Source organism: Acidipropionibacterium timonense (assembly GCF_900605005.1).
GTDB classification, from domain to species: Bacteria; Actinomycetota; Actinomycetes; order Propionibacteriales; family Propionibacteriaceae; genus Cutibacterium; species Cutibacterium timonense.
On record NZ_LR027558.1, the window covers coordinates 679785 to 692810 of the forward strand.

At 69.5% G+C, this 13026-nt stretch carries 10 protein-coding genes and 1 tRNA gene; 6 read left to right on the top strand and 5 right to left on the bottom strand.

Annotation, left to right across the window (positions count from 1 at the left end):
- The first annotated feature begins 16 nt into the window (after positions 1 to 16).
- From E0E30_RS03275 to pyk, 4 genes are all read left to right on the top strand, one after another.
- Positions 17 to 439 (top strand): TraR/DksA family transcriptional regulator, encoded by a 423-nt coding sequence (locus E0E30_RS03275; protein WP_130865080.1) that lies wholly within the window; start codon positions 17 to 19, stop codon positions 437 to 439.
- Positions 440 to 483: 44 nt separating this feature from the next.
- On the top strand, positions 484 to 948 hold the full coding sequence (lspA, locus tag E0E30_RS03280; RefSeq protein ID WP_130866711.1) for a signal peptidase II: 465 nt from the start codon (positions 484 to 486) through the stop codon (positions 946 to 948).
- Entirely contained in the window at positions 945 to 1868 is a 924-nt protein-coding gene (locus tag E0E30_RS03285; protein WP_130865081.1) for an RluA family pseudouridine synthase, read from the top strand. The genes lspA and E0E30_RS03285 overlap by 4 nt, the downstream gene beginning before the upstream one ends.
- Before the next feature lie 119 nt (positions 1869 to 1987).
- A complete protein-coding gene (gene pyk / locus E0E30_RS03290) occupies positions 1988 to 3418 on the top strand; it encodes a pyruvate kinase (protein WP_130865082.1) in 1431 nt (476 codons plus the stop codon).
- 57 nt (positions 3419 to 3475) lie between these two features.
- Here the strand turns inward: pyk and E0E30_RS03295 are convergent.
- A tRNA-Leu gene (locus tag E0E30_RS03295) sits at positions 3476 to 3558 on the bottom strand.
- 222 nt (positions 3559 to 3780) lie between these two features.
- On the opposite strand from E0E30_RS03295, the gene E0E30_RS03300 reads away from it, so the two are divergent.
- Positions 3781 to 4437, top strand: coding sequence for an ANTAR domain-containing response regulator (locus tag E0E30_RS03300; protein WP_411914009.1), 657 nt, complete (start codon positions 3781 to 3783; stop codon positions 4435 to 4437).
- A 65-nt stretch (positions 4438 to 4502) separates the two neighbouring features.
- Here the strand turns inward: E0E30_RS03300 and E0E30_RS03305 are convergent, their stop codons facing one another.
- A complete protein-coding gene (locus E0E30_RS03305; RefSeq protein WP_130865084.1) occupies positions 4503 to 4925 on the bottom strand; it encodes a PaaI family thioesterase in 423 nt (140 codons plus the stop codon).
- A 137-nt stretch (positions 4926 to 5062) separates the two neighbouring features.
- On the opposite strand from E0E30_RS03305, the gene polA reads away from it, so the two are divergent.
- The gene (gene polA / locus E0E30_RS03310) at positions 5063 to 7744 is read left to right on the top strand and encodes a DNA polymerase I (RefSeq protein ID WP_411913984.1); all 2682 of its coding nucleotides are present in this window, start codon (positions 5063 to 5065) and stop codon (positions 7742 to 7744) included.
- A 76-nt stretch (positions 7745 to 7820) separates the two neighbouring features.
- Here polA and E0E30_RS03320 read toward each other — a convergent pair whose 3' ends face one another.
- The 3 genes from E0E30_RS03320 to E0E30_RS03330 form a co-directional block, all read right to left on the bottom strand.
- Positions 7821 to 10664: an FAD-binding and (Fe-S)-binding domain-containing protein gene (locus E0E30_RS03320; RefSeq protein ID WP_245306480.1), complete on the bottom strand. Its 2844-nt coding sequence runs from the start codon at positions 10662 to 10664 to the stop codon at positions 7821 to 7823.
- Between the two features lie 26 nt (positions 10665 to 10690).
- Positions 10691 to 11494 carry a class F sortase gene (locus E0E30_RS03325; protein ID WP_411913985.1) on the bottom strand — a complete coding sequence of 268 codons (804 nt, stop codon included), beginning with the start codon at positions 11492 to 11494 and terminating at the stop codon, positions 10691 to 10693.
- Between the two features lie 147 nt (positions 11495 to 11641).
- Positions 11642 to 12859, bottom strand: a complete 1218-nt coding sequence (locus E0E30_RS03330) for an integrase catalytic domain-containing protein (RefSeq protein ID WP_130865088.1) — start codon at positions 12857 to 12859, stop codon at positions 11642 to 11644.
- Positions 12860 to 13026 lie beyond the last annotated feature (167 nt).

Genomic DNA, 13026 nt, shown 5'->3' on the forward strand with positions numbered 1-13026 from the left:
CAACATGGAGAACACGATGTCGCAGCATGACGTGAAGGCGATCGCCGCCTCGCTGCCGGTCCGTGACGGTGACGAGCCGTGGACGGTCGAGGAGGTGGCGGAGATCATCGGCGATCTCCAGCACGACGTCGACCGCATGGCCCGCTCCCTCGCGAAGTCCGACGAGGACCTGGCCAACCTCATGCAGGAGGGCAGCGATGGTGCCGGCAAGGACACCATCGACGTCGGTTCCTCGCAGTTCGAGCGTGACCAGGAGATGTCCCTCAACCAGAACGCGCGCGCCGTGTACGAGCAGTCCAGGCTCGCCCTGGCGGCCTTGGACGACGGCAGTTACGGCACCTGTGAGGTGTGTGGCAAGCCCATCGGCAAGGCTCGTCTGTCGGCCTTCCCCCGGGCCACCATGTGTGTGGCCTGCAAGCAGCGCGAAGAGCGCCGGTGAGCGGTGAGCTGAGCGGCGGTCGGCTGCGACGCTGGCGCGTCGTCATGGCCGCCGTGGCGGTGCTGGGATACACCCTCGACCAGGCGACGAAGGTCCTCGCCGAACGTCACCTCGATCCCTCCGATCCGCCGAGCTACCTCGGCGGGCTGCTCACCCTGCGGCTCATCCACAACTCGGGGGCGGCCTTCTCCCTGGGTTCGGGGGCGACGGTCGCCATCTCGGTCTTCGCCCTGGTGGCCTTCCTCGTCGTCCTCGTGTGGCTGGCTCCGCGGGCCCGGCACCGCTGGTCGACCCTGGCCTGCGGGATGCTCCTGGCCGGCATCGCCGGCAACCTCACCGACCGGCTCGTCCGCGCGCCGGGGCCCTTCCGGGGCCACGTCGTCGACTTCTTCGCCCTGCCGCACTTCGCCATCTTCAACGTGGCCGACATCTTCATCACGGCGACGGCGGTGCTCGTCGTCCTGGTGAGCCTCTTCGGTGACCGACGCGGCTCCGGGGCCGACTCATGAGCCTGCTGCTGGTGCCCGACGGGCTCGACGGGGACAGGGTCGACGCCGCAGCGGCGCGGATGACCGGGGTCTCCCGGTCACGGATCGGCGATCTCGTCGACGCCGGCAAGCTCGTCCTCGACGGGGTGACGGTGACCCGCGCGTCGACGAGGGTGCGGTCGGGTCAACTGCTCGAGGTCGACCTGTCCGATCCGGCCCCCGTCGCCACCGTCACCCCACGGTTCGTCGACGACATGCGGATCGTCCACGACGACGCCGACGTCATCGTCGTCGACAAGCCCGCCGGGGTGGCAGCCCATCCCTCCCTCGGGTGGGACGGGCCGAGCGTCGTCGAGCACCTGGCCGCCGCCGGGTTCGGCATCTCGACCAGCGGCGCGCCGGAGCGCCAGGGCATCGTCCAGCGCCTCGACGTCGGCACCTCCGGGCTCATGGTCGTCGCCAAGAGCGAGCACGCCTACACCCTGCTCAAGCAGGCCTTCCGTGACCGCGCCGTCGACAAGGTCTACCTCGCCCTCGTCCAGGGGCTGCCCGACCCCCTCGCCGGCACCATCGACGCCCCCATCGGACGGCATCCGGGCCATGACTGGAAGATGGCCGTCATCGACGGCGGGCGGCACTCGGTGACCCACTACGAGACCATCGAGGCGTTCCGGTACGCCAGCCTGCTGCGGATCCACCTTGAGACCGGGCGGACCCACCAGATCAGGGTGCACATGGCGGCGGTCCACCACCCCTGCTGCGGTGACCCGCTCTACGGGTGCGACCCGGTGCTCGCCGCCCGACTCGGCCTGGACCGCCAGTGGCTGCATGCCGCCGAGCTGTCGTTCACCCATCCGGGCACGGGGGAGTGGGTGACCTTCCACTCCGATCCACCGGCCGATCTGGCCCACGCCATCGACGTCGTGCGGTCCGACTCCTGACCGGATCGGGGTCGATCACCCCGCCCATTCGTTCACGGCAGGTGAACGCTGGATGCACAGTCGGTGGCCCGGGCCGCTCCGGGTGAGGGCCCGGCTGGGCCTCAGGGTAGGCTTGCCGCGTGCGTAGAGCGAAGATTGTCAACACCCTCGGGCCCGCGGTGACGAGCCACGACGGGATGAAGGAACTGATGCAGGCCGGGATGAACGTCGCCCGGCTCAACATGAGTCACGGCGACTACTCCGAGCACCAGGAGCGCCTGGACCTCGTCCGCTCCGTCTCCGAGGAGCTCGGTCTCAACGTGGCAGCCCTGGCCGATCTGCAGGGTCCCAAGATCCGTACCGGTCTGTTCGAGAAGCCCGAGGGCGTCTCCAACGGGAAGGTCGACCTGGCGGTCGGCGACAAGTTCACCATCACCACCGACGACATCTTGGGCAACCAGGAACGCGTCTCCACGACCTTCAAGGGTCTTCCGGGGGACTGCCATCCCGGTGACGTCATCCTCATCGACGACGGCAAGACCGTCCTCCAGGTCGACTCGGTCGTCGGCAACGACGTCAACTGTCACTGCACCGTCGCCGGCCCGGTCGGCGATCACAAGGGCATCAACCTGCCCGGCGTCGCGGTCTCCATCCCGGCCCTCACCGAGAAGGACGAGGACAACCTGCGCTGGGCCATCAGGGCCGGCATCGACCTCGTCGCCTTGTCCTTCGTGCGTCACGGCAGCGACATCGACCGCGTCCACGAGATCATGGACGAGGAGGGACGCCGCGTCCCGGTCATCGCCAAGCTCGAGAAGCCGCAGGCCATCGAGAACCTCGACGCCATCATCGACGCCTTCGACGCCGTCATGGTCGCCCGTGGCGACCTGGCCGTCGAGTGCCCGCTCGAGGAGGTGCCGCTCATCCAGAAGACGATCATCGAGAAGGCCCGACTCCAGGCCAAGCCGGTCATCGTCGCCACCCAGATGCTCGAGTCGATGATCCACGCCCCGCGCCCGACCCGTGCTGAGGCCGCCGACGTCGCCAACGCCATCCTCGACGGCGCCGACGGCGTCATGACCTCCGCCGAGACCTCCGTCGGTGACTTCCCCGGCGAGACGGTGCGGACGATGGCCAAGATCGTCGAGTCCACCGAGGCCCACGGCCTCGACAAGATCGCCGAGATCGACTGGGACCCGCACACGACCTCCGGCATCATCTCGAAGGCGGCCGCCGAGATCGCCGAGCGCATCCAGGCCCGCTACATCGTGTCGTTCACGAAGTCCGGTGACACCGCTCGCCGGATCTCGCGGCTGCGTCCGGCCACCCCGCTCATGGTCTTCACCCCCGACGAGACCACCCCGAAGACCCTCGCGTGGACCTGGGGTGCCCAGGCCATCGTCACTCCCGTGTTCGAGAACGCCGAGGAGCTCTACCGGTGGGTCAACGCCTACCTGCGCGACCAGAACCTCGTCCCGGTGGGCGAGCGCGTCGTCGTCGTGTGTGGATCGCCGATGAACGTGCCCGGCAAGACGAACAACATCCGGGTGCTGCGGATCAAGGAGAGCTGAGCCCTCCGACCCGGACGTGCCGGAGCCCCGAACCTCCACGGTTCGGGGCTCCTCTCGTGCCCGGGAGGGGACTCGAACCCCTACGCCCTCACGGACAGCGCATTTTGAGTGCGCCGCGTCTACCATTCCGCCACTCGGGCCGGCCCGGTCATTGTGCCACATCGCCGCGGTCCACGCTCGGGAGCCGGCCGCGGCGGCGCTGCACACAACTGGTCTGACCATTTCTCGGGAAGATGCTGACCGAGGGCCTCTCGTGTGGCACGATCAGTGCAGAACCCGTGGTCCATCCGGAGGCAAGGACGGCTGACGGTGCGGGCGTCCGACGTGGCGCGGTACCATGGGCGACGTTGTCAGCGTTCGACATGCAAGGAATAAACGTGGGTAACTCACAGAACTCCGACAAGCGACCCGGAGCCGCGGCATCGGGCACGTCCGCGCGACCGAGGGTCGTCGTCGCGGAGGACGAGGCCCTCATCCGTCTCGACCTCGTCGAGCTGCTCGAGGAGCAGGGCTACGACGTCGTGGCACAGGCGAGTGACGGCGAGGAGGCCGTCGCCCTGGCCACCGAGCTCGAGCCCGATCTGGTCGTCATGGACGTCAAGATGCCGAAGATGGACGGGATCACCGCGGCCGACAAGATCGCCGAGGAACGGATCTGCGCCGTCGTCATGCTCACCGCCTTCTCCCAGCGCGATCTCATCGACCGCGCCAAGGAGGCCGGGGCGATGGCCTACGTCGTCAAGCCCTTCGACGCCTCCGACGTCGTCCCGGCCATCGAGATCGCCATGGCCCGGTTCGCCGAGATCCGCGCCGTCGAGGACGAGATCGTCGATCTCGAGGAGCGGCTCGAGTCGCGCAAGATCGTCGACCAGGCCAAGGGCATGCTGCAGACCAGCCTGGGGCTCACCGAGCCCGAGGCCTTCCGGTGGATCCAGAAGACCGCCATGGACCTGCGCAAGTCGATGCGCGAGGTCGCCCAGGGGGTCATCGACCACGGGGCGCACAACAAGCACAAGTGAGCCCGTGGGCCCCGGGGGACCGGGGCCCACGACTCGGGGGTGGTGCAGGTGACCCCCGGCCCCGCTCAGCGCAGGTCGACCACCTGACAGCTCATCCTCCCCACGGCGCAGGTCCGACCCATGTCGTCGACGATCTCGACGACATGGGTCGTCGTGTGTCGTCCCAGGTGGACGGCGGTGGCGGTGGCGGTCATCCGCTCCCCTCGGGGGGCGCGCAGGTGCGAGACCGACAGCTCGGTGCCGACGGCGCCACGTCCCGACTCGTGGGCGTGGAACATGGCCGCCAGGGAGCCGGCGGTCTCGACGAGCACCCCCGACCCGCCGCCGTGCCACAGCCCGGTCGGCTGGGTGTTGCCGGCCAACGGGGCCGAGACGACGCAGCGTTCCGGACTGATCTCGTGCACCTTGACGCCGAGCTTGTCGTCGAGGGGGCTGACGAGATCGGTCAACCACTGGGGCAGGTCTGATCCGGGAAGTGCATAGCTCATGGGGGCAGCTTGCCACCGCGTCGAGCGGGATGGCGCAGGATCTCAGGACCTGTCGGGGCGGCCCACGGATCGGTCGGAGGGGGCGCTGGAGGGCGGGACGACCGGAACCGTCGTACCCATCCCCTACAGTCGTGTCCATGAGCGAGCGTCCCACCCTCATGGTCCTCGATGGCCACTCCATGGCCTTCCGGGCCTTCTTCGCACTGCCGGTCGAGAACTTCACGACGACGACGGGCCAGCACACGAACGCCGTGCACGGGTTCGTCTCGATGCTCGTCAACCTCCTGCGCGACGAACAGCCGACCCACGTCGCCGTCGCCTTCGACCTGGCCGGCGGGACCTTCCGCACCGCGCAGTACGGCGAGTACAAGGGAGGACGGGCCGCGACCCCGCCGGAGTTCCCCGGTCAGGTCGACCTCATCCGCGAGGTCCTCGACGCCCTCAACATCGTCCACCTGTCGAAGACCGACTACGAGGCCGATGACATCCTCGCCACCCTGGCCACCAGGGCGTCCCGGGCCGGGATGCGCACCCTGCTCGTGTCGGGGGACCGGGACGCCATGCAGCTCGTCGACGACGACGTCACGGTGCTCTACCCGCGCAAGGGGGTCTCCGACCTGGCCCGGATGACGCCGGCCGCCGTCGAGGAGAAGTACCTCGTGCCGCCGGCCCGCTATCCCGAGCTGGCCGCCCTCGTGGGAGAACATGCCGACAACCTGCTGGGGGTGCCGGGGGTGGGGCCCAAGACCGCGGCGAAGTGGCTGGCCGCCCATGACGGCCTGGAGAACCTCATCCGACAGGCCGACTCGGTCACCGGGAAGGCCGGGCAGTCCCTGCGTGAGCACCTCGACGACGTCCGCCGCAACCGGCGACTCAACGCCCTGGTACGCGATCTCGACCTCGACGTCGAGCTGTCCGACCTGGCCCGTCGTCCGTGGGACGCCACCGCCACGAGGCGTCTCTTCGAGACCCTGGAGTTCCGGTCGCTGTGGGACCGAGTCAAGGCCCTCGAGGATTCCGCGAACCCGCAGGACGCGGAGCCCGATTCGACGATCGAGGTCGTCGGTGGGGCGGTGGCGTCCGACGCCCTCGGGGCTTGGCTGACCGAGCACGCCACCGAGCGGGTCGGGATCGACGTCGAGGGCGCCTGGTCGGCCGGGGCCGGGGACGTGCGAGCCCTCACCCTCGGCACCGAGGGCGGGGTGGCGACGCGCATCGACCCGACCGAGCTGTCGGTGGCCGACGAGACGGCGCTGGCCGCCTGGCTGGCCGACGAGTCCCGCCCCAAGGCCATGCATGCCGCCAAGGGACCCGTCGAGGCCCTCGCGGCCCGTGGTCTGCCGGTCGCCGGGGTCACCTGCGACACCGAGCTCGCCGGGTACCTCCTGCGTCCGGACCGTCGCTCGTACCCGCTCGACGAGCTCGCCAGCACCCATCTGGGGGTCGACCTCGCCGCGGGTGCCGACGAGCCGGCCCAGGGGATGCTCGAGTTCGGCCAGTCCGACGAGGCGACGACGATGGCCGCCATGGTGCGCGCGGTCGCGGTCGTCCGGTTGGCCACGGCCATGGAGGCCGATCTGGCCCGGCGCGGCGAGGCCCACCTGCTGCACGACCTTGAGATGCCCGTCCAGAACAGCCTGGTCGCCATGGAGAGGGCCGGGATCGCCGTCGACACCCAGGTCCTCGATGAGCTGCGCGAGGACTTCGACGACCGGGTGCGCGCTGCCCAGGAGGCTGCCTGGCAGGCGGCCGGACACGAGGTCAACCTCGGGTCCCCCAAGCAGCTGCAGACGGTGCTCTTCGAGGAGCTCGACATGCCTCGCACCCGGCGCACGAAGTCGGGGTGGACCACCGATGCCGCAGCCCTCGAGGGCCTCTTCGAGAAGACCCAGCACCCCTTCCTGGCCCACCTGCTCGAGCATCGGGACGCCATCCGACTACGCCAGACCGTCGACGGGCTGCTCAAGTGCGTCGGCGACGACGGCCGCATCCACACGACGTACCAGCAGACGGTGGCGGCCACCGGGCGACTGTCGAGCACCGACCCCAACCTCCAGAACATCCCGCAGCGCACCGAGGAGGGACGCCGTATCCGGGCCGGCTTCGTCGTCGGGGACGGGTTCGAGTCCCTCATGAGCGCCGACTACTCGCAGATCGAGATGCGGATCATGGCCCACGTGTCCGGGGACGAGTCGCTCATCGACGCCTTCCGGTCCGGGCAGGACTTCCACACGGTCACCGCCTCCCACGTCTTCGGCGTCGACCCGGCCCAGGTGAGCCCGGCCCAGCGGTCCAAGGTCAAGGCCATGAACTACGGTCTGGCCTACGGACTGAGCGCCTACGGTCTGTCGAACCAGCTCAAGGTGTCGGTGGCCGAGGCCAGGGACCTCATGGACGACTACTTCGACCGTTTCGGCAAGGTGCACGAGTACCTCACGAGTGTCGTCGAGCAGGCGCGCAAGGACGGGTGGACCTCGACCCTGCTGGGACGACGTCGGTACCTGCCCGACCTCACCTCGTCCAACAGACAGCGCCGCGAGATGGCCGAACGAGCGGCCCTCAACGCCCCCATCCAGGGATCGGCCGCCGACCTCATCAAGCTGGCCATGCTGGCCACCGACCAGGGTCTGGCCGACCGCGGCCTGCGCTCCCGGGTGCTCCTCCAGGTGCACGACGAACTCATCCTCGAGGTGGCGCCGCAGGAGGAGCCGCAGGTGCGGGAGGTCGTCACCGAGGCCATGGGGCACGCCATGGATCTGGCGGTACCGCTCACGGTGTCGATCGGGGTGGGGAGGTCCTGGCTGGACGCCGCCCACTGAGCCCCGCGCCCACCGAGCCTCCCGTGGGGGCCGGGTGTCCCCGACCCCCCAAGACCGACCTGGAGCCCGGGCGACCTCAGGCCGGGGCGTACTCGACGACGCGCTCGGCGAGCACCGACAGGACATGCCGCCAGGGCTTGCCGGTCGCCCGCTCCATGCCGATCTCGCAGGTGCGGTTGGCCGACAGGTACAGGTCGAACTCGCGTCCGGCCAGATCGGCGGCCTCGGGGCCGGTGGCCGACGCCGTGAGCTCGGGATGCAGCAGACCGCGATCCCCGGCGAACCCGCAGCATCCCCACCCGTCGGCGACGACGACCTCCTCGGCCACCGCCTCGGCACACCGGCGCAGGGCGTCGTTCCAGCCCATCCGGGTCGACGAGCAGGTCGGGTGCAGGGCCGCTGCCGCCACCTTCGGCAGCCGCGGCAGGGCCGGCAGCAACTCGTCGGCGATGTACTGCACCGAGTCGACGACGCGGATGTCGGTGACCCCCTCGTACTCGAGCTCGTGGACGAAGCCCTCCGAGCAGCTCACGGCGTCGGAGAGGACCGTGAGCTCACCATCGCGAGTGGCCCGCCGCATGATGTCGACGACGCGACGACGCATCGTCCTGTAACCCTCGGTCATCCCCTTGGACTTCCACGGGGTGCCGCAGCACACCGAGTTGATCCCCTCGGGAACGGTGACCCCGACCCCGGCAGCGGTGAGCAGCGACAGCACCGAGTACTCGAGGGTCTCCTCGCCGGGTACCGCCGACCCGAACATCGTGTTGACGCAGGCCGGCAGGTAGACCACCTCGGGCCGTCCGGTCGGTGCCGGGCGGTGTCCGGTGGTGCGACGGCGTCCGCCCCCGGGCAGCTCGTCGGAGACCCTCGGGATCCGGTCGGACCCCAGGGCCGCGCGGGTGGCGTCGAGCAGGACGTTCGTCGCCCTGGCCGGGATCGGCCGCAGGGCGCTCATGCCGAGGCTGGCGGCGCTGACGAAGGGGTTCCAGCCCTTGGCGGCGGCGTTCCAGACACCCTGCCAGGCCCGGGGGTTGCCCTCGGCGCGCAGCCGACGGACGAGGTCGCCGGTGTTGATGTGCAGCGGGCAGTTCGTCTGGCACATGCCGTCGACGGCGCAGGTCTGGATGACCTGGTACTGCTCCTGCTCGGTGAGCCGCGCGGCGAGGTCGTCGTCCCCGTCGGCCCTGGCCTGCGCGATGGCCCGCTGCATGACGATCCGCTGGCGCGGGGTGAGGGTGAGGTCGCGCGAGGGGCAGACCGGCTCGCAGTAGCCGCACTCGACGCAGCGGTCGACCTCCTCCTGGACGGTCGGGGTGAGCTTGATGTCCTTGAGGTGCAGGGTCGGGTCGTCGGTGATGATCGTCCCCTCGTTGAGCATCCCGTCGGGGTCGACGGCGTGCTTGAGCTGCACCATGACGTCGTACAGGTCCGGGCCGTACTGACGCTCGACGAAGGGGGCCATGATCCGGCCGGTGCCGTGCTCGGCCTTGAGGGTGCCCTCGGCCGACAGGACCAGTCCGACCATGTCCTCGGTGAACCGCTCGTAGCGGTCCAACCCGCGCTGCTCGCGGAAGTCCTCGAGGACGAGGAAGTGGATGTTCCCGTCCTTGGCGTGGCCGAAGATGATCGACTCGGGGTAGCCGTGCTCCCCGAAGAGCTCCTGCAGGTCGCCGCAGACCCCGGCGAGGGTCTCCACCGGAACGGCGATGTCCTCGAGGAGCGGAGTCTGGCCCGACTGTCGGGTGCCGGCGACCTTGGTGTAGAGCCCATTGCGCAGGTTCCAGATGGGACCGCGGACGGCCGGGTCGTCGGTGAACACCGGCTGGTTGACCAGATCGAGCCCGGCGATGACGGCGTTCCCGCGCTCCTCGGCCGCCAGACGCTCGGCGTCGTCGGCACAGTGGTACTCGACGAGCAGGGCCGCGTCGGAGCCACCGGGGGAGGGCGGGACGATGTGCCCGTCCTGCGGATCGGCGCGGCACAGCTGGAGGGACGCCGAGTCCATGAGCTCGGTCACCGCGACCCCCGACCCGACGAGGGCCGGCAGGGCCTTCGCGGCGGCGTCGAGGCTGGGGAAGTGCAGCAGGGCGGTCGACACCTGCGGCATGATCGGGACCGTTCGCAGCACCGCCGAGGCGATGAAGCCCAGGGTGCCCTCCGAGCCGATCATGAGGTGCTCGAGGATGTGGGCCGGGGTGTCGTGGTCGAGGAAGGAGTTGATCCCGTACCCCATGGTGTTCTTCATCGAGAACAGGTGCCTGATCCGCGCCGCGGCCTCCGGCCGACGACACCGGTCGCGCAGCGAGGTGAGGGTCGCGACGAGCTCGGGCTCGGCGGTGGCGAGCTTCTCGTCGACGGCGGGGTCGGCCGTGTCGACGACGGTGCCACTGGGCAGGACGAGGACCATGGACTCGAGGGTCCGGTAGGAGTTGGCCGTCGTCCCGCAGCTCATGCCCGAGGAGTTGTCGGCCAGGACGCCGCCGAGGGTGCAGGCCACCGAGGAGGCCGGGTCCGGCCCGAGCTTGCGGCCGTACCGGGCGAGCACGGAGTTGACGGCCCGCACGGTCGCGCCGGGTTGGACGCGCACCCGCAGGCCGCCGTCGAGCACCTCGATGCCGCGGAAGGACCGGCGGGTGTCGACCATGACCCCGCGGGTGAGGGCCTGACCCGACAGGCTCGTGCCGCCGGAACGGAAGGTGAGGCTGAGCTGGTGGCGTCGCGCCTGCGCCATGGCAGCGGCGACGTCGTCGACGTCGGCCGCCCGGACGAGGGCGCCGGGGGTGAGGAGGTAGTGGGACGCGTCGGCGGCGACGGCGGACAGGTCGAGCGGGTCATCGCTGACCCGATCCGGCCCGAGGGCGTCCCGCAGTCCGCTGATGACGTCGGCTGGGACAAGGGAATGTTCTGCTCGGTGCACGCCCTCACACTAAATGGTTTGACCAATCAGGCGGTCACCGGGGTCGCGTAGAAGAGCACCCGGGAGTCCCAGTCCTTCTTCGTGGCGTCGTAGTCCCAGCAGATGCAGATGACGACCTGCGGCTTGCCGGCGTCGTCGTAGACGAGATCGGAGTTGGGGTCGTAGTCCTTGACGGCGATCTTCGTGAGGTGGTCGTAGCGATAGCACATGGTGTGCCCCTGGGCGTCGGACAGGCGGATGAGATCGCCCTTCTTGATGCCCTTGGAGGAGTCGTAGAGGGTGTTCCCGAGGGCGCCACCGGCGTGGTACGTGTGGATTGACAGCAGCACCTTGCCCTGCTTCGAGCCGGGCTTGGGGCCCTCGTCGTACCACGCTGCGGTCGAGGGCTCGTTCTTCGGCGGGGCGGCTGCGGCGCCGTCGGCGTCACGACCCAGGGCCAGCACCTTCGTCGAGACCCCCATGCCGTCGATCTTCATCGTCGTCGGCACGAGGGGGGTGGCGGTCGCCATGCACCCGGCCGGGACCGCGCCGGCCTTGCTGCTGGCGATCGCCGAGGTCGAGGCGGTCGCCGTGCTCGTCGTCGTGCCCGAGGCCGCCGGTGCGACGGTGTCCCCGGTGTGTCCGGAGGACTGGCGGACGACGGCGTACCCGATGCCGGCGACGAGTGCGAGTGCCAGGAGGATGCCCGCGACGATGCCGACGGTGTGGTTGTTCCGTCCGTCCTGGTCCGGACGAGGCGGCTGCTCCGCCCGTCGGGCTGGCTGCTGCGGGTCCTGGGGAGTCTGCGAGGTCATGGTGGGGTCCGTCCGGCCGTCGTGTCGATGGGTCACCGCTACCATAGCCGGTACTGTGTGACGCGCCGGTGAACGATGGGCGGCGTCAGGTTGACTCATGGCCATCTCGGCGTCTTGCCTCATGTCAAGATGTCCGGATGAGCGCAGCGCTTGCCTCAGCTGAAATGTCCGGATGGAGATGAGTCAGGCGGCGGGTTGGTCGGTCTGGGTGCGACGTTCGGCTAGGCGGATGAGCTGGTTCTGGATGTCGGTGATCCGCCGGGCCAGATCGGCGGGGGTGAGCCTGTCGTGCTCGGCTGCCAGGCGGGCCCGTGTGGCGGGGTCCAGGACACGGGAGTCGACCAGCCGCTGGTAAGGGGTCTTGGGCTTGTCGTAGACCCGCTTCTTGCGCCCCGCGGAGGTGGTGGTCCAGCCGATGGCCTTGACGCAGGGCAGTAGGTGGTTCTTGCGGGCCATCACCAGGGGCCACAATTGGTTGAGCAGCTGAAGCTCGGTTGCGGTCTCGTAGCGGTATCTGAAGGCGTGGCGGCGGACCCAGTCGCCGTTGCGCTGCTCGACGTGGGCGTTGTCGTTCTTCTTGTAGGGCCGCGAGCGGGACATCGCGATGTCGTGGCCCTTTGCCCAGTCGATGAGGCCCCAGTTGATGAACTCCGACCCGTTGTCGACGTGGACCTCCGCCACGGGCACGGGCATCTGGTCGACGATCCGGTCCATGCCGGCCCCGATGTGGACGAATGCCTTGTTCTTGACCGTGGTCAGGACCGTGTAGCCGGAGACGGGCAGGGTGGCCGACAAGGTCCACAGGAATTCCCCGACCAGGGTGTGGCCGCAGTGGGCCACGGTGTCGACCTCTACCAGCCCGGGATCGGTGATCGGCCCGTCCAGGCTGGTGCGCAGGGGCACCGCGGCACGCAGGATGTGAGGGGCGGGTCGGGTGGCTGACAGGCCGGCGGCCGGGTAGGCGGCGTCCTTGAAGGGTTTCAGGTACCTGTCGATGGTGGCCGCCGACATGGAGCGCAGTTCGGTCAGCACCGCGGGGGTGGCCCGGCGGGTGACTTTCCCGAACTCCTTGAAGCGTTCCAGCCTGTTCAGGGTGTCGTCCATCACGGGGGCCAGGTACTTCCCGGAGGGCTGACCCGTCACGCTCCACACGTGCTGGAGGACCTTCACGGCGTCGTAGGAGTACTTGCGGGGCCGGGGCCGGCGCTTCTGCTGGGACGCGGCACCTTTCCGCGTCAGGGCTGCCCGGATCGCGCGGCGGGCGTGGTCACGGGTCCAGCCTGTGGTGGCGGTCAGGGAGTCCAGCAGCACCGACTTGTCCTTCTTCGATGCGGCCCGGTACTGGTGGGCGTACTTCTTGGTGATCTCACGGCGTGCGGCCATCGACAGCTCCCGATCCATGGCCCGGGCCTACACCGTCAGTACGCGGACATCCTCATCTGAGGCACGTGCTGCCGCATCCGGACCTTTTACGTGAGTCTCGTCGCTCGGTTGACCCTGCCTTGAGGCCATCTGTAGAATCTTCGACGCACCATTGCTGTGCGTTCCCGGACCGAGTGGATCGCGCG